Annotated in this window: 12 protein-coding genes; 1 reads left to right on the plus strand and 11 read right to left on the minus strand. The window is 46.3% G+C overall.

Translation table 11 applies throughout. From position 1 onward, the window contains the following. Positions 1-627: 627 nt before the first annotated feature. The 4 genes from EDM57_RS00380 to EDM57_RS00395 form a co-directional block, all read right to left on the minus strand. Positions 628-1,113 (minus strand): hypothetical protein, encoded by a 486-nt coding sequence (locus EDM57_RS00380; protein WP_122902801.1) that lies wholly within the window; start codon positions 1,111-1,113, stop codon positions 628-630. 497 nt (positions 1,114-1,610) lie between these two features. Continuing rightward, entirely contained in the window at positions 1,611-4,142 is a 2,532-nt protein-coding gene (locus EDM57_RS00385) for an Ig-like domain-containing protein (RefSeq protein WP_122902802.1), read from the minus strand. A 118-nt stretch (positions 4,143-4,260) separates the two neighbouring features. Continuing rightward, on the minus strand, positions 4,261-7,407 hold the full coding sequence (locus EDM57_RS00390) for an S-layer homology domain-containing protein (protein ID WP_122902946.1): 3,147 nt from the start codon (positions 7,405-7,407) through the stop codon (positions 4,261-4,263). Between the two features lie 458 nt (positions 7,408-7,865). Next, positions 7,866-9,077: a TolC family protein gene (locus tag EDM57_RS00395; protein ID WP_122902803.1), complete on the minus strand. Its 1,212-nt coding sequence runs from the start codon at positions 9,075-9,077 to the stop codon at positions 7,866-7,868. Between the two features lie 279 nt (positions 9,078-9,356). On the opposite strand from EDM57_RS00395, the gene EDM57_RS00400 reads away from it, so the two are divergent. Next, on the plus strand, positions 9,357-10,007 hold the full coding sequence (locus EDM57_RS00400) for a YigZ family protein (RefSeq protein WP_122902804.1): 651 nt from the start codon (positions 9,357-9,359) through the stop codon (positions 10,005-10,007). A 119-nt stretch (positions 10,008-10,126) separates the two neighbouring features. Here the strand turns inward: EDM57_RS00400 and EDM57_RS00405 are convergent, their stop codons facing one another. The 7 genes from EDM57_RS00405 to EDM57_RS00435 all read right to left on the minus strand — a co-directional run bounded on the left by EDM57_RS00405 (position 10,127) and on the right by EDM57_RS00435 (position 19,160). Then, positions 10,127-14,623, minus strand: coding sequence for an S-layer homology domain-containing protein (locus EDM57_RS00405; protein WP_122902805.1), 4,497 nt, complete (start codon positions 14,621-14,623; stop codon positions 10,127-10,129). A 189-nt stretch (positions 14,624-14,812) separates the two neighbouring features. Next, the gene (locus EDM57_RS00410; RefSeq protein WP_122902806.1) at positions 14,813-15,913 is read right to left on the minus strand and encodes a glycosyltransferase family 4 protein; all 1,101 of its coding nucleotides are present in this window, start codon (positions 15,911-15,913) and stop codon (positions 14,813-14,815) included. Positions 15,914-15,940: 27 nt separating this feature from the next. Further along, positions 15,941-16,678 (minus strand): WecB/TagA/CpsF family glycosyltransferase, encoded by a 738-nt coding sequence (locus tag EDM57_RS00415; protein WP_211338195.1) that lies wholly within the window; start codon positions 16,676-16,678, stop codon positions 15,941-15,943. A gap of 70 nt (positions 16,679-16,748) precedes the next feature. Beyond that, positions 16,749-17,207, minus strand: a complete 459-nt coding sequence (gene fabZ / locus EDM57_RS00420) for a 3-hydroxyacyl-ACP dehydratase FabZ (RefSeq protein ID WP_122902808.1) — start codon at positions 17,205-17,207, stop codon at positions 16,749-16,751. A gap of 165 nt (positions 17,208-17,372) precedes the next feature. Next, positions 17,373-17,894 carry a CDP-alcohol phosphatidyltransferase family protein gene (locus tag EDM57_RS00425; protein WP_122902809.1) on the minus strand — a complete coding sequence of 174 codons (522 nt, stop codon included), beginning with the start codon at positions 17,892-17,894 and terminating at the stop codon, positions 17,373-17,375. A 147-nt stretch (positions 17,895-18,041) separates the two neighbouring features. After that, positions 18,042-18,296: a DNA-directed RNA polymerase subunit beta gene (locus EDM57_RS00430; RefSeq protein WP_122902810.1), complete on the minus strand. Its 255-nt coding sequence runs from the start codon at positions 18,294-18,296 to the stop codon at positions 18,042-18,044. A 33-nt stretch (positions 18,297-18,329) separates the two neighbouring features. Then, the gene (locus EDM57_RS00435) at positions 18,330-19,160 is read right to left on the minus strand and encodes a flagellar hook-basal body protein (protein WP_122902811.1); all 831 of its coding nucleotides are present in this window, start codon (positions 19,158-19,160) and stop codon (positions 18,330-18,332) included. Positions 19,161-19,171 lie beyond the last annotated feature (11 nt).

The raw sequence follows: 19,171 nt of genomic DNA on the forward strand, positions 1-19,171 counted from the left end.
AAAGGCAGCAAACTGACTGCCATGTCCCAAGCATGCGGCGGGTAATATTTGTTAGGATAACTGTACGAATCAGGGATGTCAAGGAATGGAAGGATGTCACTTGCAATCGTTAAATTTCCATTTGATGATAAAGTTTACATTATTCATCCAAGTTGATAAAATGGAAGTGTCTAAACAAATATCTTGGGGAATGTTTTTGTAGCCAGCTGAGGGTTTCAGCTGGTGATTTTTTATGGAAAGGAGTTGGAAATAGCGTCTATTCGGTCAAGGGGAAGAGGATGTTCATGTGAGTCGCAACGGGGGTTCTGTTTTTGTTAAGATGGAGAAAAAAGCTGCCTTTTCAGAACAGCAGCACGCGTAATGTAATAATACTATTCAGATAATTTATAACAGGTTTATCCACAGTTTGTGGGCAACTTTTTTCTTCTATGAATGGGTCTGGAGGTGTTCGTTACGATGCCGTTTTCGATCAGGTATTGCTCGAACAGTTGGATTTGCTTCACCCTTTTTGCTCCTTTCCGCAACACAACGTAAATAGCCCTACATCCACTTGGGGACATAGGGCTGTAGGTTGGTTCACTTTCTGATTTTTCGCCTCGTGCAAGGCATTCTGCGCGGGATTTCGGGCTACACTTTGCTGCCGTACCCGTAGTGTTTCATCAGGTACAGTCTGACTGCCGTGTTGACCAGGTTGCTGATCCGGTCGATCTCTCCTGACTCGTACAGCTGCTGTACCTTGTCGTACACGCCGTTCTCCAGGTACGTCGTGACCCTTCTGTACCGTTTCTCGAACGGGGCCTGTCTCTTCGGAATCTTCATTGAAGACAGCTGCTGTGACGGTGGCAGTACAGTTTCCGCTTTGAAAGCTTTGTCTGTGTCTTCTGCCTTGTTTGTTGGCCGTGGTTTTACTCTCAACGGCTTGGCCTGTTGACCTTCCAGCAGTTTCGGTGCATGGTTCCCCCTTTCCTGGATTTTTTGTTCCGCTGCCTTGAGAGGTACTACATTTGCTCTCTCTATGGAAGCTCCCTGCTGTTGGTTTTCGGCTGCTTGTGCGGCCTTTTTCGCTTCCTGCTGGGCAAGTACTCTAGCAAGGATTGATTTCGTGTCGTTCATCTCGTCCACTCCTGCTCTGATATTTTGGTTACGTCAACGCCTACGTATACGTGTGCGTTGATGTTGACGTCTATGTATTTGTTTTGCAAGCGGTGGAATGGACGGAAGTCGGAATTTCTGCCTCCTTTCGGGTGTAGGATCAGGGAAATAATATATGTTTGAGTTTTGAGTTGTTACGCAAAAAAGAAAAGACCCCTTAGCCAAGAGAGACTAAGGGGATGAGGTGAATCGAACGTCTATTATGGTTATCGGCTGTTGATGCCGATATTTGTAGATTTATGTCGAACTGACTACAGTTTTTATAGTTTACAGTGAGGGAAGTTTGGAAGGTATTCTTGCTGTGGCTGGATGGTTGCTGGTGGGCATACACGGGGAACGGAAATGCAGTGAGCTACCAGAAAGTTTTGCAGTGAACTTGGGAAAAAGAAAGAGCCTGCCTCTTTCGAGACAGACCCTTTCGACATTTTTCGGATGGTGGCACGCACCAATCACGATCATTACTTAGCAGCAGTGTAGGAAATCTTCTCAGCAGCAGCTTTATTACCAGCTGCATCTTCTGCTACAACATAATAGTCAACAGTTCCTGTTGCTTTGTCTGCAAGGTCGATAGCATCAAAGGAACCATCAGCTTTTACTGTTGCGGTACCAACCAGTGTAGTCAGTGCAGCATCACTATATACACTCACTTTTGTTCCATCGGTTACTGCTCCAGCTGCACCAGCAATAGTATCTACTGCAGGAGTAGTGTTATCAGTGATGGAGATTTTACCAGCAGCCACGGTTGGGGCTACGTCATCACTAACAATAACTTTCAAAGACAATGGAGCAAGATTCAGAGAATCAGCAAAAGTAATTGTGAGTGTAGCTTCACCAGCGCCAACGATTGGGAGTGTGCTTACAGTACCATCTGTGTCACCTTGAACAACAGTGGCCTTGTTACTGTAAATAGCAGCTACCTCAGCACTTGTCAAGATATCGTCACCAGTTGGTTCGTAAGTACCATCATTGTCTCTGTCAAAACCTTTGCCTGTCGTATCTTTTGCAGTGATGTTTGCCAAAACTGCGCTCAATACATCTGCATCAGATTGCTTAGCAGTCAATGTAGCTTTAGTAAGAGCTACAGATCCAATTACTGGTTTAGAATCGTTAACTACTACATCGAAAGTACCTACTTCAAGGCTTCCAACTTTAGCAGTCAGAGTTGCAGTACCTTTCTTCTTAGCAGTTACAGTTACTGAACCTACTGCAGAATCAGTTACACCGTCAGCAGTACCGCCATCGTTATCGATGGAAACAAATCCGTTGGAGAAATCTTTTACTGTCCAAACTGCATTTTCAGCAGGACCAGTGATGTTACCGTTAGCATCAACTGGATACAGTTTCAGAGTAAGATCATCATCAGCTGCATCATTAGCGTCGAGAACATTGTCGTCAGCGCTGTTGACGATTTTATACCCTGTTACAGTACCAGTAGAAGCGGTAACAGTTACGTTAACAGTTGCTTCAACTGCATTTGGAGCAGCACCTACAGAAAGCTTAACTGCTTCAGTACCAGCTGCTTTTGGAGTAATTGTAAGAGTAATTTCCCCTTTGGCATCTGTTTTACCAGAATTGCCAAGTGCAGCATCAGAGAAGTCAGTAGTAGTAGACTCAGTTTTTGTTACAGTAGCACCAGATACAGGGTCACCATATTGATCCTTAACTGTAACCTTAATTGCCTTAGCTGGTGCTTTATCAGACAATGTTACGCTCGATTCAGCAACAGTAAGAGTTGTAGGTTTTGCAGCTGCTTTTACTTCGATAGAGATAAGCTTTTTGAAAGTACCAGACTCAACTTGTACAACAGCTGTTCCAGTTGCAACAGGAGTCAATTTACCAGTAGCGGAGTCAACAACCAGGATAGTTGGGTTTTTAGACGTAAAAGTGAACCCGCTGTTGGTAGTAATTACGTTACCATATTGGTCTTTAACAAATGGGAAGAGGTATCCAGTTTCACCCATTTTCAAAGATGTTTTAATATCAGTTGCAGCCAGTTTTGTATAGTCTGCAACAGTACCATCATCATCGACTGTGAAACCTTCATAAGTGGTAGGTGTAGCATTAGCTACAGTGATCACTGCTTGAGCAGAGTAAACCTTAGTTGTGCCATTCATTACATATGCTTTTGCAAGGATAGTTGTACCAGCTGCAATATTACCAGTCAGTTTACCATCAGCATCAACATTTGCATTGTTTGTCTCCCATTTCACTGGATAATCACCAGTGATATCGTTTCCGGAAGCATCTTTAACAGTTGCTTTCAGTTGATCACCAGTTTTTCCAGTTACATAAGAAGTGTCAATTGTTACGGATGCAGGAGTAGCCAAGCTGTAAGTTACTTCTTTAGTTTGTGCTTGCTCACTCAAACCGCTTACAGTTACAACATATGTTTTTCCAGAGATCAAGTTGTCACCAAGAGTCAAAGTAACAACTTTACCAGAAACGGATACGGAGTCAATGTACGGCTCGTTGTATTCGTTGTCTTTTTGAACCAGGTTAAAGTTAGAAGGTTTAATATCTTTTCCTGTCAGGTCGGTAGCAAATGTTACTTTAACTTCATTTTTGGTAATAGCACTTACCGACTCAACTTTCAACTCGCCAGCTGGCTCTGGATCGATGTCGTTACGTGGGTCGTAAGTGGCACCATCAGTACCGTCGGTCTTAACTTGAGTATAAACACCTTCAAAATCGGACTGTTTCAGGTCTCTCTTAACTTTCTCAAGACCATCAGTGCTATTGAAGATCTCTTCCAAGAAAGCACCTTTTTTATCGTAGTCAACGAAAACGATGTTTTTAGAACCAGCTTTGCCAAGATCGGTATTGAATTTAGCCATACCTTGCGCGTTCAGGTTCATCAGATCTGTCAAAGAGTAATATCTGTCAACATCTCCGCCCATGTAGATACCAGGGTTTGGTGCTGCAAATGCGGAAGCAGCCATGCTGGAAATTACTGTAGCGGAAAGCAGGGAAAGAGCTACTTTTTTATTCACGTACTACCCCTCCGTAAATTTAATAGGAAGTCTATTTTTTTGGGTAAGTATATAAGGAACAACGGAAGGAGGTGTCTCCTCCCGTTGCCCAGCTAACATGGAAAGCTCTACTTCACTATTACTTCTTGAAAGTAACAGTTGCAGTGTCTTTCTCACCATCGTTGTTAGTTACAGTGATTTTTGCTGTACTTGCGTTGAAAGTACCGGAGAATTCAAAAGTGATTTCTCCATTTTCCACTTTACCAACAACTGGTTTGTCCAGACCTGTAGCTTCGAGTACTGCAGATTTGATGTCTTCTTCTTTGATGTCTTTATTCAAAGCAACAGTTACGTGGTAGATGTTCAGGGAACCAATTGGGAATACTTTGCCGTCTACTTTAGAAGGAATAGCATTCCATTCTTCTGGTACTTCTGGATCAGGTTTACCACCGATAGCTTGTTTCAGGAAGTCGTTAACAGCTTTATCGGAGATGCCTTCTTTTTCTACCCAGTCTTCGCTACCTACGATCAGAACGTAGTCATAACGATCACCGTCGATTTCGCTGCTGTCGAGCAGTACGATGTAGTCGCCTTCTTCTACGCCATCTTCAGCTTCGAAATCATCATATGTGTCGATGAAAGCAGTGGAAGACTTGGTATACAGTTTGCGAGTCTCATCGTCGCTTACTTTGTAAGTGATGGTGTTGCCATCAACCTTATCAACACGAGCAACTGTCAGCTTTTCGATGCTAGCCTTTTTCCACTTGGATTGTTCAAGCAGTTTTACATTGTCCTCATCGTCGATAGCTTTGTTGTCAACAACTTCGATAACGTCATCAACAACTACTTCATCATCAGAGTTCAATTGGAATGCGATGAAATCGCCGCGTTTGATTCCGCGATCTGTCAGTTCTTCACGGTCATCGTCCAATTTGTACTCTTTTGTTGTTACAGTGTCGCCATCTTTAGTGATAACTTTGATGGAGTCCTGTTTGCCAGCGGAATTAAGCTCTGTAACTACACCGTAGTAAGTGTCGCTAGAGAAGCCCTCGCCATCTACTACGAAGATAGCTTCTACTTCGTCTTTATCTTCATCAACGGAGTAGTAAACTGTCAGATCGTCTTCGTCAGCGATGTCTTTGAACTTAACTACACCTGGGTTTTTCAGCTCAGGGCGTTTCGCAGATGTATCCAGTTCGCCAGTCATTTTGAAGATCGCAGTTTTGTCTGTTACTTCATAGTCGCCAACAACATCGTCAGTTTCGTCTGCGAGTTTATCCCAAGCAGAACCGGAAGATTTAATCAGTTTGGAATCCAGGATTTTGACTTTGTCAACTTCGCCTTCGGAATCCAAAGTTACTTCCAGCAGAGCGATGGAGTCATCTTTGCTTGGTTGCAGGATTTCCAGCAACTCATTAGTGTCCATACCGTCGCGGCCATAGTGTTTGCCTTCATGGTTGTAGATGTCCTCTTTTTCCAGGGACAGAGCCAGTTTTTTACCTTTTTGAGTCAAAACAGTGAAATCGTAAGTGTCTTTTGAAGTGTTCTCATGAACAGCTTTGACAACGATTGCTTTTTGTTTGCGATCGTCGATTGGATCTTTGGTTTCAATGTGACGAACGCGACCGGAAGCATCCAGGTACAGTTTCACTGTTTCGGAATCCAGGTTGGAGATCACATCCCAGTTGCTGCCATCGATGTCTTTCACATCTTTGTTTCCGTTTTCGGAGTAAGTAACTTCTTTGTAGATACGGTAAGTTTTGTCGCCAACAGTCAGACGATAGTCGTTCGAGTTACGGCTAACAACTTTGTCAACTTTACCTTCTACTACTGTGCGGTTAGCGAATACCAACAGTTTGTCTTTATCGCCATCCGCGTAGTATACGGAGTACACGTCGCCTTCTTTCAGGTCGCTCAGTTTTGCTGGTTTGCCATCGAGGAATACGAGGAAGTCTTTGCCTTCTTCCTTGTCATCCAGCTCGTTGAACTTGCCAGTGTCGAGGTTGGTGATTTTTTTCTTGTCAGCATCGATTTTGCCGATCACTTCAGAACCGTACTTCACTTTGGTGTTCTTGTTCATTTGAGTGTCGTCAATTACGTGCATGTAAGCAATCTCGTTGTCGCTGTTCAGAACAACTTTTACACCAAAGCTGTCGTTGTCAGCGATGATCTCTTTCAGAGCGTCAACTGGATCGCTGTAACGTTTGAAGTTGTAAGTAATTTTGGAGTTTTTGTTGAAGCGGTAAGTTTTGCCGCTGGCATCCAAAGATACTTTCAAATCGTTCAAATCGGAAGAGCTCAGGTTTTTACCATCGGTAGTTTTACCGTTGAGAGTAAACTCGTCCAGACGATCCAGAATTACTTCTTCGTCCTCGGAGCCTTCCATCCAAACGATAGTGTCTTCTCTGTCATCTTTGATCCACACTTGTACGCGTTGACCATCGAAGTCGTTAGGGTTGATACCGTCAGCAACTTTGAAGGTAGTGTTGCCCAGACCAGCATCTTTACCGTTCAGAGTGATTTCGTTCGCTTTCAGTTTGCCCAGACCGATTGCTGGTACGTTAGTAACGAGTGGCAGATCGTCGGAATCATGATCTTTCTCATGAGCCCACTCCATGTCAATTACCGTTACTTTCAGGTATTTGGTCAGGAGGGTTTTGTCGGTAACTTCGAAACGAACGTCAGTACCGTACTCAACTTGCTCCATCAGGTCTACGCGGAGAGCGTTGTCCAGCATTTTGAAGATGTCGCCGCGAGTTGCTGCATTGTTAGGAGTAGTGATGCTCTTCGCAATGTTCAGCTCGGAAGCTTTGGAGATCATGCTGTTTGGCCATACGCCACGAACTGCTGGCTCATAACCCAGAGCACGAACGATCATGGTTACTGCTTCAGCGTAAGTAACTTGGTTTTGTGGTTTGAAGGATTTGTCCGGGAAACCTTTTACGATTTCTTCGCCGGATGCTACGTTTACGAAACCAGCAAACCAATCGGTAGATTTAACGTCAGTGTAAGTAGTGTTGAATTGTGCCAGTTTCGCACCTTGCTCCAGTCCGCGAGCGCGAACGATCAGAGTAGCGAACTCTGCACGAGTGATGGTTTTGTCTACACCGTATTCGCCGTTGCCATAACCTGCTACCAGGCCAAGAGCTTCCAGGCGCTTAACGGTTTTTTCCATATCAGCGTCCATTTTAGGAGCTGTTGTAGTTGCTTCTTCTGCTGCGAAAGCCATTGGAGCAACAGAAAGTGCGAGTGCACTAGCCAATACACTGTTAACGACCTTTTTCATAACCTTGTGTTCTCCTCCTCTAGTATAAACAAATTGTTCTTGGGGAATATTTGTTGTTAATCTATCTTTCTTTTTAAAGCCCGAATCCTGCAAGCGCGTGTCACCTCCTTTCGCAGGACAGCTTCGCTTTTTTGCGTTAAAAATCTCTAGTATATTCAGTATTGTGTAAAATGCAACAATCACTAGTGTAACACAAGTGCTAGAATTCGTGAATCTTTTTTACACAATTCCCCGTATTTCGTGTGACATCCTATTAAACGCCTGAGCCATTCAAAAGTTGCGGCGCCTTCGAAAAAAATTTAAAGATTTTTTCGTGGGTTCGTTTTCACCTGTCGATTATGTACGAAGTGACATCCGCCACAACTCGTATTATAGGGTACGCAGGGCGGACTGTCACCATTGAACCTTTTTCCAGTTCCATTCAAAACCTTACAAATTTTCCTTAAGGGCAAACAAGCCTAGTTGCCGAGTGCTGTTTCAAAGTTTACGACAGCCAGATTGTAGTTGAGGATCGCTTTTTGGTACTGGTTCTCGCGGTCGGAAAGCTCTTCTTCCGCCTGAATCACTTCCAGTGTAGTCGCAAGGCCGTTTTCAAAGCGCAGGTTTGTCAGGCGGTAGCTTTCGGCTGCCGCGTCTTTCGCTTTTTTCTGGAACTCAATCGCCTCACTTGCCGCACTCAGATTCAGATAAGCCTGGGCAACTTCCTTGGAAATGGCTCGTTTTTGCTCCTCGATCGCCATTTTCGACTTCTCTACGTTGTTGCGGGCTTGACGGCCTTGCAGCGTCGACAATGCCGAATACTCCTCGATCAGCTTGACGTTCAGTTCGGCCAGATTCAGCTCTTCCTGCACCTTTGTCATCTCGATCCGTTTGGAAAGGGCCTGAGCTTGCGCTTGCTCCATTGTAAGGGAAATCGGCGCAACCTGTTTGTTGTTGGAGACGATCTTCCACTTTTTGTTCAGATCAACGCCAAGGAAATCGTTCAGCTCCATGCGTGCCACTTCTACTGCATTTGCTGCGGATGTCAAGGCAGCTTTAGCTCCTGCCACGCCCATTTCGGCTTGCAGAACGTCCGTTTTCGCCTTCGTTCCCACATCAAACGCTGCTTTGGCCACTTTCAGCTGTGCTTCTGCACGTTTCAGGCTTTGTTGTTTCAATTCGTAGTCATCCTGCGCAAAAATGAGGTTGTAGTAGGCATTTTGCGCACCCAGTCTGATTTTGGATTCTGTAGCTTTTACCGTCAGAGCGTTCAGTTTTTTGTTGATCTCTCCCTGTGCATTCCCAACGTACTTGGCCTTCGCGGCGTTCAATTGGTCTTTTATATTTTCCAGGGAATCGATCATGTCCTTGGACATTTCAGCAGAGGTCGTGTAGGAAAGCACCTCGTTCAAATCCGCGTTTTTCGCGTCAATACGTGCGTTCTGGAGCGTATTGTTGGTTTGCAAAGCTTGTTCAATCGCTTTTTCCAGTGTCAGCTCTTCGAGGGCAGCAGCCTGGGATGTCGTGGTATTGCCTGTTTCCGCTGCCACTGTTTGTCCTGTCTGCGCTGTTTTCTCCGCCTCTGCTCCCGTATTGGCAGATGCTGTCATGGTTCCTGCTCCAATTGCGGTTGTGAGTACAGCCGCCAAACCGATGCTCATCCACTTTTTGCTCGAATATGGAAAGTTCACGTGGTTCCACTCCTTTTGCTTGTATTGATTGTAAAACTTTTCACTACCTGAAATATTACAGTTTGTCCCAAGTTCACTATATCACAGAGTAATGTTTCGCACACGAAAAATTAGTGGCCTGCCAGCATTTTCATGAGGGGCACTTTACCATGTATAGTTCATCCCCTTCTGGTTTAGTCCTTCTTCGCCTCATAGATTACTACGATTCTGTGTCAAAAACATTTCAGGATTCGCCAACATTATTTTTGCATGCTATCCTTTTCTTGAGGTGATTGATCGATGCTTACCGAATACAAAACCGTCGCTGGCTATGGAGAGGACACCATCGTCATTGAACGATCCCGTTTTATCGGCTATGCACAGCGGGTTACGACGGAAGAAGAAGCCGTTGCTTTTATCGCCATGATTAAAAAGAAGCATTGGGATGCCACTCACAATTGCTCCGCTTTTGTCATCGGCGAAAACGACCAGATTCAACGGTCGAGCGATGATGGCGAGCCTAGCGGGACGGCAGGCAAGCCGATCCTGGAGTGCATCAAGAAAAATGGCTTAAAGGATACGGTTGTCGTCGTCACCCGTTACTTCGGGGGAATCAAGCTGGGCGCTGGAGGACTTGTCCGGGCTTATACGGCAGGAACGGTTACAGCCTTGAAAGCCGCCAAAATTGTTGTGCATACTTTGCATCAGGCTATCTCCGTTAGCGTGGACTATACGTGGTGGGGCAAGGTGGAGAACGAGCTGCGCATCGGGGAATATCGGGTGAGCGGCACTAATTTTACGGACAAGGTTACGGCGCATGTGTTGATCCCTGAAGGTGGGCAGGATGCGTTTGTGGAGCGTTTTACTGATTTGACGAATGGACAGGCCCAGATTGCCTTGGGGGAGAAGGAGTATGTGGAGGTGCCTGTGGAGGCTGTGGGGGGTGAGTAGTGCGCGGCGGCGGACTTGTCACGGTGCGCGTTTGCAGCCATGAATGTGAAAAAAGCTGAAGGGGCGAATGGCCTCTTCAGCTTTTTTCTTCTATATAATATTCACGCGTAAATTGTGAACTACTGCTTAGGTAGTTTTTTGAGTTGAACCATAACACGAACTGTGATGACAGCCATCTCGGCACGAGTCAGGTTGTTTGTTGGTTTGAAACTGTAAGTTGGCTTTTTCACATCCACTTCGTTCGGTTCGCCGTTCATCAGCTTGGCTTTGCTGACAACAAGAACAGAAGGCGCTGCATAGTAGCCAATATCTTTTGCATCTGTAAACATCTTGTTCAAAGCAACTCGAGAAGCCTCAAGTGTCCCCAGTTTCATGTTCAAAGCACGCGCAATCATGATCGCTGCTTCTTCACGAGTCAAGGAGTCATCCGGTCGGAAGTAGCCTGGTTGTTTCCCCCGAACAATGCCTGCCCGCGCAGCAGTCTCGATGTACTTGTACTGATAATCCCATGTATCACGATTTGGACGTACATCCGAGAATGTTGGCTCTAATGGATCACGTTCATTGCTGTCACGGTAAGGGCCAGCATTAATTGGCAAATCCAACGCTTTTACAAGCATCGTAGCAAATTCGCCACGGGTCATGTCTCGGTTTGCTCCGAAGCTGCTTCCACTGTATGCAGGCATGATACCTTTTGCGTACAGTGTTTCAATCGCATCCCGGGCAAAATCATGGTTAACCACATCATCATAAGACTCTCTCGTTTTCATGACCATGTAGAAACCAAATCCGGCAAACGGAACTTGTACTGTCTTCGAACCGGTATTTACAACCCCACCGATGTTTTTCCACTCATCCCCATTATGATAAAAAACCGTGAGAATGTTGTTTGCTGCATTTACGATGGAGGGATCGTATTTAATGGTCAGCGTTCCTCTACGGCTCGGCACCAGATTATCTTGCCAACGGCTCTTGAAATCTTCCGCGTCGCCTTCATCGTAATAAGGATCACGGCCAAATGGAGCTTGCGTATCGCCTGCATCTACATAGAAGAGCGGGCTAGCATAGTTGAATTTCGATTCCAGAACCAGCCTGTCTTCCAAATTATCGTCAGCAATATTTACTTGACCAGTAGTACGATCAGCAATCCCGAAGTACAACGGAATATCAACAAAGATATCGCCATTCGGGTTCTTAACCTCTTGACCCGCTCGTCCATCATCCGGCGAGAGGAGGACTGTGCCTGCAGGGAACTTCAATTCAAACTGCTTATCAAACACGCTAAACGATACTTTCTTGCCCAACACGTCGCGGTACTCAGCACCGTTTACAGAAGAGTTTGCGTTGTAAATCTTAATCTCATCATCGTACGTACTGTCACCCACCACTACGGAGAACTTCACCGTATTCAGGCCCTTTTTCAGGGAGACTGTCGATGTAAATACATAATACGTCTCTGGAATGGTCTTTCCTTGTTCATCATCGTAATAAAAGTCAGGATTCGTTGTATTTGTTACTTTCGCTTCCGTTTTACCAAACAATACTTTGTTTGCATTCTCAGCGAATACCTTTACAACAGCACTATTACTGTTTACAATGATGTACTGGTCTGTCTCTTTTGCTTTAACCGGAGAAAGAACTTCCCAGCTAGAATACTTTTGTTCAATAGTGATGTCGTAGCGAATGACAGTACCATTGTCATCTTCTGCTACGATCGTATAAACTGTCGTCCCACCTTTTTTCAGGGTCAACGGGAAGAGTGCCAGTTTCTGTTCCTGTTCTTTCGCATCTGTTACTGCATCCTGAACTTCCTCTACAAGATCCCCGTATTTCTTCGAGCTCATTGTCCCTTCGAATTTGGTGCGAGACAAGGAATCGATGTTGTGGTCATCGTACAGGTCTCTCAGATCATTATTCAGTGCCGCTTCCAATCGAGCATTCACATACTCCTGGTTCGTCGTATCCTGCTCCCAGTCTCCGCTCTTGTAACGGAAATCGTTGATACGTTTCCCGTTTTTCTCAATGTAAACATGCGTAGCATCATTAACTGTAAAGCTCAAGCTACTCAGGAAGTTTGCTCCAGTACGATAAGCAGGGTCTGTAGCTTTTTTCGTCAACTCCTGTTTATCACCATTCGAGATAATTTCCAGTTTAACATCCTCAACAGATGGCGTCTTTGAAGTGTTGTAAGAAACATTGTAGGTAAATACAGTTTTAGGGTCATCCTTCAAAGTGATTTTCAAGACGTTGTTCCCTTTTTTGTAGGTCAACTGGTTTTTGAGGATGGAGAAAGTTCCCTTATTCGTATCCACGCTTGAAATAGTAACTGGAGCACCATTCAAAGTGGCTTCAATATTCGAAGCGGTCAAAACATAATTGTATACTTTCCCATCCAGGTTCTGAATATCATTTTCACTCTTCACCTGGAATCCGTCTTCGAAGCTTCGCACTTGTCCAGATGAGTCAACATAAGTAAGTTGTGCATACGGCGTAATTCGGACATCGAGAGTATACTCCACTGACGTGGAAGGAGATCCTGTATAGTTAATGACCAACTTCCCAATACCTTGTGGCAGTTTCTTCAGGGTAATCGTAAATTGGTTTGCACCTGATGCAATAACATAGTCTTGGTTCGCTGTTAATGTCTGATTGTTGTATTTCAATTCAAGGTTACCAGGAATGTTTTGTGTCTCAACTTTCAACTCCAAAGGTGATGACACAATAACATTCGCTGCTGTTGGAGACAGAATTTGACCATTTGCCAAGTTTGTAACTCGCTCAAAGCTTGGTTTGGTATTGTCCAGATATTTAAATTCATACTCGTAGTTGGCAATCCCAATATAGCCTGATGGTGACGTAACCGCACCACTAGAGTCTTTGGTGAGATATTGATAACTCAGTGCGATTCTGTAAATTTTTCCGTCCTGGAACGTTCCTCCTGGTACAGGAAGGCTAATACCGTATTCTGTAAAACCACTTTGCGGATTTCCGATAGGCGTGAATGTTACACCATCAGTACCCGTGTATTCCGTTTTATTTGTTCCTTCGAAAATCGTAACCTTGAACTCCTGGAATAACTGCTGGCCTGTAATGTCCACAAACTTCAGCAACGCCGAACCATTTAAGGTCATCGCTGGCGATGTAGCTGCTCCTTTCAGCACAGATTGCTGATCTGGCTGCAACGCCACACCGTTCAAGCTTACTTTGTAAAATTGATCGGAGCTACCTGCTGAAGTAGTCGTAACCAGCAATTTCCGTACAAATGTACCTACTTCTTTATTTTCATTATAAACTCGAATTTCAAGTGTATTTTCACCAATCTGCGAAGGAATGCTCAGTCCAAATGAACCGGTACGATTCACCTGAGTTTTTACGACATCTCCAGTACGCAGATTTTTCACTTCAACCGTATCCGCGTTGAGAGCTTTCCCGTCCATGTTCAAGCTCAAACGATTCAAAGACGGTACAGTAATATAGGTTGGACTGCTCGTAACGTTCGGATCGTTTAACGGCGTATCATTAATTTTCAAGTCACTAACGAGCGGTGTATTGTTGTACTGCACGAAAAATTGATAGTGTTCTTTCGTAACATTACCTACTTTTTCGTAAAAAGAAATCTGATTCAGCCCTGGTTTCAGGCTAATATTGTTGAATGTGAATGTGCTGCCACTAATGGACGGCGCTGTATTGCTCAAATCCTGGATCGTATTTCCGTTGTTGGTCAGGATTTTCAATCGCAGGCTGCTACCTGTCACACCGCTTCCATAGGTACCTGTGATATTGATCGTAGACTCACCATAGACAACTGGATTATAAGCAGTTGTTCCACCAGAAAAGTTCGTAATCGTGATTGGACTGTTCAGCGAGTTGTATTCATAATAAATAACATCTCTCTCACCTGTATTAGAAGCAATGAGTTGGACGGCGTTCAGTCCAGGAGACAGATCAAAATCGGGCAACGTCCCCCCAGCGCCATACACTGTGCGAATGGTAATCCCATTCACCTGTACTTCAACAGCCTGTGTCTTGTCAACTGCTGCTGCGACACCATATGTGTATTTAAGGCCTGATACAGTTCGGTTCGTTACCTTTATCGGATCGCTAGCATGCTCACCTTGACCAGTATTATCAAACTTTAACGGACCTGTTCCAGGAGCAGCTGGATTGGGAGCGTACTGGAAATAAAATTCTGCTGTATCATTCGTTGGATCTGTCGTTACTTTTGGTCTGACCGTAACTTTTGTGACGGCACCACTACTATTCAGAGTAAAATCTGGTAATGTGACGGTGTTGTTAGAAAAAAGCACATTATTGGTGAGTGGAACGCCATCCACCGTAATGTCAACACCTTGTCCATTCTTGGAATTATCTTTATAGTTCAGTTGGACTCCATACACTAGTTTTGAGATTGTCTTGATAGGCGTATTAAAATTTTGCCCATTTCCACTACCCGTCGTAGCGACATATGCTGCTGGCGTAATAACACCTGTTGTCGTGTCCCAATTAGATCCCAGTGCCGCAGACACAGGCAATGCCGGCAACACCCCTGTAATTACAAGCATCATCGTTAGGCACACGGCCAACCATCGTCGGAATTGTTGAATTGGCTTTAACATCTCTTCACCTCTCCTTATGATTCTAATCTAGTTTTCGTCCCATTTTCAGTTTAAAAACGAGATGGACTTAGACCTTTCCCTTTCTTTATATCGGCTAATTTCTTTCCCAACTTAAGTATCCTCCCCCTAAAAAATGGTGAAAAAAAGCCACTACATATAAAACATGCAGTGGCTCCATTTGCTAATATTCTAATTCATCCGCCTCTCCTGCTCAGCCTGCTTGATCTTCAACCGTCTATACGCATTAATCAGCGGGCGGTGGCGGCGGCTGACAAGTCCGACGATTTCCGTGCCAAGATGGATAGCGATCAGGAGTACGACCATGACGATGATGGTCGTCCACTTCGTCGTTTTTGTGAGCAGGATCGCCATTGTGCCGAAGAAGATGCTGATGGAGTAGATCGTAAGTACAGTGGAACGATGGGACAGGCCCATGTTCAGCAAGCAGTGGTGCAGGTGGCCTTTGTCCGGGCTGGAGATCGGCTTTTTGTTCACGATGCGGCGCACGATTGCGAAGAACGTGTCCCAAAGCGGAACGCCGAGCACAACGATCGGGATGATGAAGGAAACGAAGAGCGCTTCCTTGAAGCCCATGATCGACAGTGCAGCCAGGTTGAAGCCCAGGAAAAGGGAACCGGTGTCGCCCATGAACAGGCGGGCCGGGTGAAAGTTAAAGTAAAGAAAGCCAAGAATCGCCCCCAAAAGCACAAAGCAGTAGGTGGCAACCTTGTAATCGTCCATCAGCAGAGCCATGACGCCCATCGTACCTGCCGCGATAGCGGAGACGCCTGCGGACAAGCCATCCAGGCCGTCGATCAGATTGACGGCGTTGGTTACACCAACAATCCAGAACATCGTGATCGGAATAGCCAGCCAGAAAAGCCAGCCGCTGCTAAAGTCAATACTGCCCGAATACGGCAGATTGACGACGCCGATTTTCAGTCCGAACGGGATGACGACAATCGCTGTGGCGATCAGTTGACCGATCAGCTTCCATTTCGGTGAGAGCTGGTATTTGTCATCCAGCATGCCTACAGCCATCACGATGGTGCTTCCAATGAAAATTCCCAGCATTTCCGACATGCTGGCGTAAGGAACAAACAGGAAGAAAGCGGCCAGATAGCCCAGGTAAATAGCCAGTCCGCCCATGCGGGGCATAATTCGCGTATGTACCTTGCGCTGGTTGGGAGCGTCTACCGCCCCGATCTTTTCAGCCAGTTTTTTTACATACGGTGTCGCAATAAACGATACGATCAGCGAAGTCAAAAATCCAAGGATTAATGTAGACATCGACTGTTCTCCTCTCTACGGATGCATCTAGGAACGGCTACTCCATTTTTCTTTCAATACGGTCCATACAAACCGGGGAATAGCCAGCTGACGCTTCCAGCGAGATGGCTGAGAAGCTAGTCGGTAAAACCATTCCAAGTGCAATTTTTGCCAAATTTCCGGCGCTCGTTTTACTTTTCCGGAGATGACATCGAAGCTGCCGCCTACCCCCATCATCAGGGAGGCATTCAGGCGATCGCGGTACTTCACCATCCATTGGTCCTGTCTGGGCGCACCCAGTGCGACGAACAAAAGCTCCGGCCTCGCCTCGGCAATTTCCTGCACGATGCGTTCCTCGTCTTCTTCCCGGAAATATCCGTCCCGGTATCCGACGATGCGCGCGTTCGGGTAGCGAGCAGCGAGCTTTTGCGCTGCCAGACTGATGACATCGGGCTTGGCACCGAGCAGGTAGACTCCCCACTGGCGCTCGTTCGCTTCTGCCATCAACGCTTCCAGCAGTTCCACGCCGGTAACGCGCTCGCGGATTGGCTGATTCGTCCATTTGGCAGCGTAGACAATGCCGATTCCATCGGGAACCACATGGGCTTGTTCCACAATCGATTGAAAAGCGCGATCCGCTCTCGCCAGCATGACGATTTCCGGATTGGCCGTTACGACATGGGTCTTTTGGCCGTTTTCAATGCGCTCTGTTATATATGCGACTGTCTCGCGAAAGCCGCGAGTCGAGAATGGCACACCCAAGATGTTTGCGACCTGTTTGGTCAATGTTTTCACCTTCAATATATAAGTTGCCCACTAGCCATTCTACCCGAAAAGAAAAGCACATTCAAGAATATCATGAATGTGCTTTATTTCCTGCCGTCAAGGCAAACATCAGTCCGCCCTCTGCGACCACTTTCCCATTTACGCTGGCCTTCCCGTGCCCTTTGCCGACCGAACCGCGTACGCGTGTCAGCTCTACTTCCAGCGTCAGCGTATCGCCAGGCTTCACCTGATCCTTGAAACGAAACTCGTCAATGCCGGCAAACAGCCCGATTTTTCCTTGATGCTCCTCCATGCTGAGGATAGCGACAGCTCCGACTTGCGCCAACGCTTCGACAATCAGGACGCCAGGCATGACCGGATAGCCAGGAAAATGCCCCTGGAAAAACGGCTCGTTCACTGTCACATTCTTGATCCCGACTGCACGTTTTCCTTGCTCCAGCTCTTCAATTTTGTCCACCAGCAAAAACGGATAGCGGTGCGGAATGATTTCCTGGATTTGCATAATATCAAGCGGTGCTTTGAATTCCATGTTTGATCGCTCCATTTCCATACTTTATCTGGGCTTGTCCGTGTATGAAGTCCAGTCAGCAAACTGAGAATAAACGTAACTCCCGCCTCCGCCAAGTCGGCAGAGCGGGGTTGAAATAGAAGGGGCACTTCCTCCCCAAACGGGAAGTGCTCTTTTATTCATCCCTTACGTGCGGTTTAACAGCCGAAACTTCCCTAAATAGATCGCGCTCGTGATAAACGAGAACGCGATTACCGTCCACAATATTGCTTCGCTGTATTGATAGCGATACATGACAAGCGGTATGACCAAATACAAAAGAACTGTTGTCAACTTGCCGTATGCATTTGCTGGTACCGTTTTTTTGCCCCGGAAGTGGTAAATGGCGCCTGTTATTATCATGGCCAGATCACGCATAAAGAAAAACAGGGCGGCCCACGCGCTGATTCGCTCTGTCAAAAACAACGAGGCGATCACCGCCAACATCATTAACTTGTCTGCCAGAGGGTCCAACATCATTCCGATTGTGGTCACAAGCTTATGTTTCCGCGCGATGTACCCATCTGCAATATCCGTGATCCCCGCCAAAATCAAGATGCCCAGAGCGATTTCGACGTGAAAAGGAACCCCGGAGAAAAAAACATACAGGTACAAAGGGATGAGCACGATGCGAAAGATCGTAAGCAAATTAGGAAGATTCACGGACATCCCTCCGTAGCATAAATCGTCGCTTCCTTTTTCAACCACTCGATCTATTATACTCTGTGGACAAACTGTGCAACAAGTCCCGCAAAAAAACAGGCAGCCCCAACCATTCGGTCCGGGCTTGTCCAACCTGCTCTTTTCTTCCGTTGCTTACGTATCCGCAAAAAGCAAGTCCCACATATGCTTGTACGTCCCAAGGTCAAATACTTCCGCCGCCGGCTTGTTGCCCACTACTCCGTAGCCGATCACCAAACCGATGACGAGAGAGAAAAACAACAGGATTGGGACCAGCACAAGTTTGGCAACCGTCACTCGCCAGTTTCTGCCGCTCCGTTCCCGCTCTTTCGGCTTTTTCCTGACCTCTTCGATATCACGCGGGAACCTTCTGCCCTTCCCTTGGTCCATGCTCCTCTCCTCCGTCATCCCTGTTTGTATGAATTATCTGCTGCGCAGCGAGTTGGCAATCTCCATCATCTGATCGCTGATGCCAATCGCCCGCGAATTCAGTTGGTAGGCGCGCTGAATGTTCACCAGCTGGGACATTTCCTGTGTCATCGTCACGTTGGAGCCTTCCAGTGCCCCCTGGCGCAGTTTGGCAACGCGCAGTTCAATGGCGTTCTCATACTTGGCCATCGGGTTTTCCTCGGTATCAAGCTCGGCATCAAACAAATTTTGCCCTACCTGCTGCAATTGATCCGGGTTGTCCACTTTCCAGACGCCGATCTTGAAAGTATCTCCATTGGCAGAAATCTCGCCGTCTGGCGTAATTTTAATGTCTTCGATCGGCTCCTGCAAAACGATGCTCACACCGTTCTCGTCCGTGAGAATATGTCCGGATGTCGTATGCAGCACATAGCCGCCTTCGTCATCATCGTATTGTATCTTGAAAGAACCGTCCCGCGTAAAGCGACTTTCTTCCCGAATTATCTCTCCTGCTGCATCCTTGATTTTCTTTGTCACCAGAAAATAGCCTTGCCCTTCAATCACCACGTCTGTCGGCTTTCCGGTCTCCTCGATGCTGCCCGGGGCGAGATCCAACCTGGTCATGCCAAGGCGAGCACCACTGCCTATACGCAAGCCAGCGGCCGAACTGCGATTCTGATTGTCCATGGCAGGCTGATCCGTCATCGAATCGGAGAGAAGCTCGGAAAACGACGCCGTCCTGCGCTTGTAGCCGACTGTATCAATATTCGCCAGGTTGTTGGCCGTATTGTCCAACGCCTGCTGAATGCCGCGCATAGCCGATGTAGATATGTGAAGCGACTGCATCGTTACTACCT

This window comes from Brevibacillus gelatini, assembly GCF_003710935.1.
In the GTDB taxonomy this organism is placed as follows: Bacteria; Bacillota; Bacilli; order Brevibacillales; family Brevibacillaceae; genus Brevibacillus; species Brevibacillus gelatini.

What these genes read in the sequence shown, in the direction of transcription:
- EDM57_RS00400 (WP_122902804.1), top strand. Translation starts at nt 9,357, where the DNA reads ATGCTTACCGAATACAAAACCGTCGCTGGCTATGGAGAGGACACCATC.
- EDM57_RS00390 (WP_122902946.1), bottom strand. Translation starts at nt 7,407, where the DNA reads ATGAAAAAGGTCGTTAACAGTGTATTGGCTAGTGCACTCGCACTTTCT.
- EDM57_RS00405 (WP_122902805.1), bottom strand. Translation starts at nt 14,623, where the DNA reads ATGTTAAAGCCAATTCAACAATTCCGACGATGGTTGGCCGTGTGCCTA.
- EDM57_RS00410 (WP_122902806.1), bottom strand. Translation starts at nt 15,913, where the DNA reads ATGTCTACATTAATCCTTGGATTTTTGACTTCGCTGATCGTATCGTTT.
- EDM57_RS00380 (WP_122902801.1), bottom strand. Translation starts at nt 1,113, where the DNA reads ATGAACGACACGAAATCAATCCTTGCTAGAGTACTTGCCCAGCAGGAA.
- EDM57_RS00425 (WP_122902809.1), bottom strand. Translation starts at nt 17,894, where the DNA reads ATGTCCGTGAATCTTCCTAATTTGCTTACGATCTTTCGCATCGTGCTC.
- EDM57_RS00435 (WP_122902811.1), bottom strand. Translation starts at nt 19,160, where the DNA reads ATGCAGTCGCTTCACATATCTACATCGGCTATGCGCGGCATTCAGCAG.
- fabZ (WP_122902808.1), bottom strand. Translation starts at nt 17,207, where the DNA reads ATGGAATTCAAAGCACCGCTTGATATTATGCAAATCCAGGAAATCATT.
- EDM57_RS00430 (WP_122902810.1), bottom strand. Translation starts at nt 18,296, where the DNA reads ATGGACCAAGGGAAGGGCAGAAGGTTCCCGCGTGATATCGAAGAGGTC.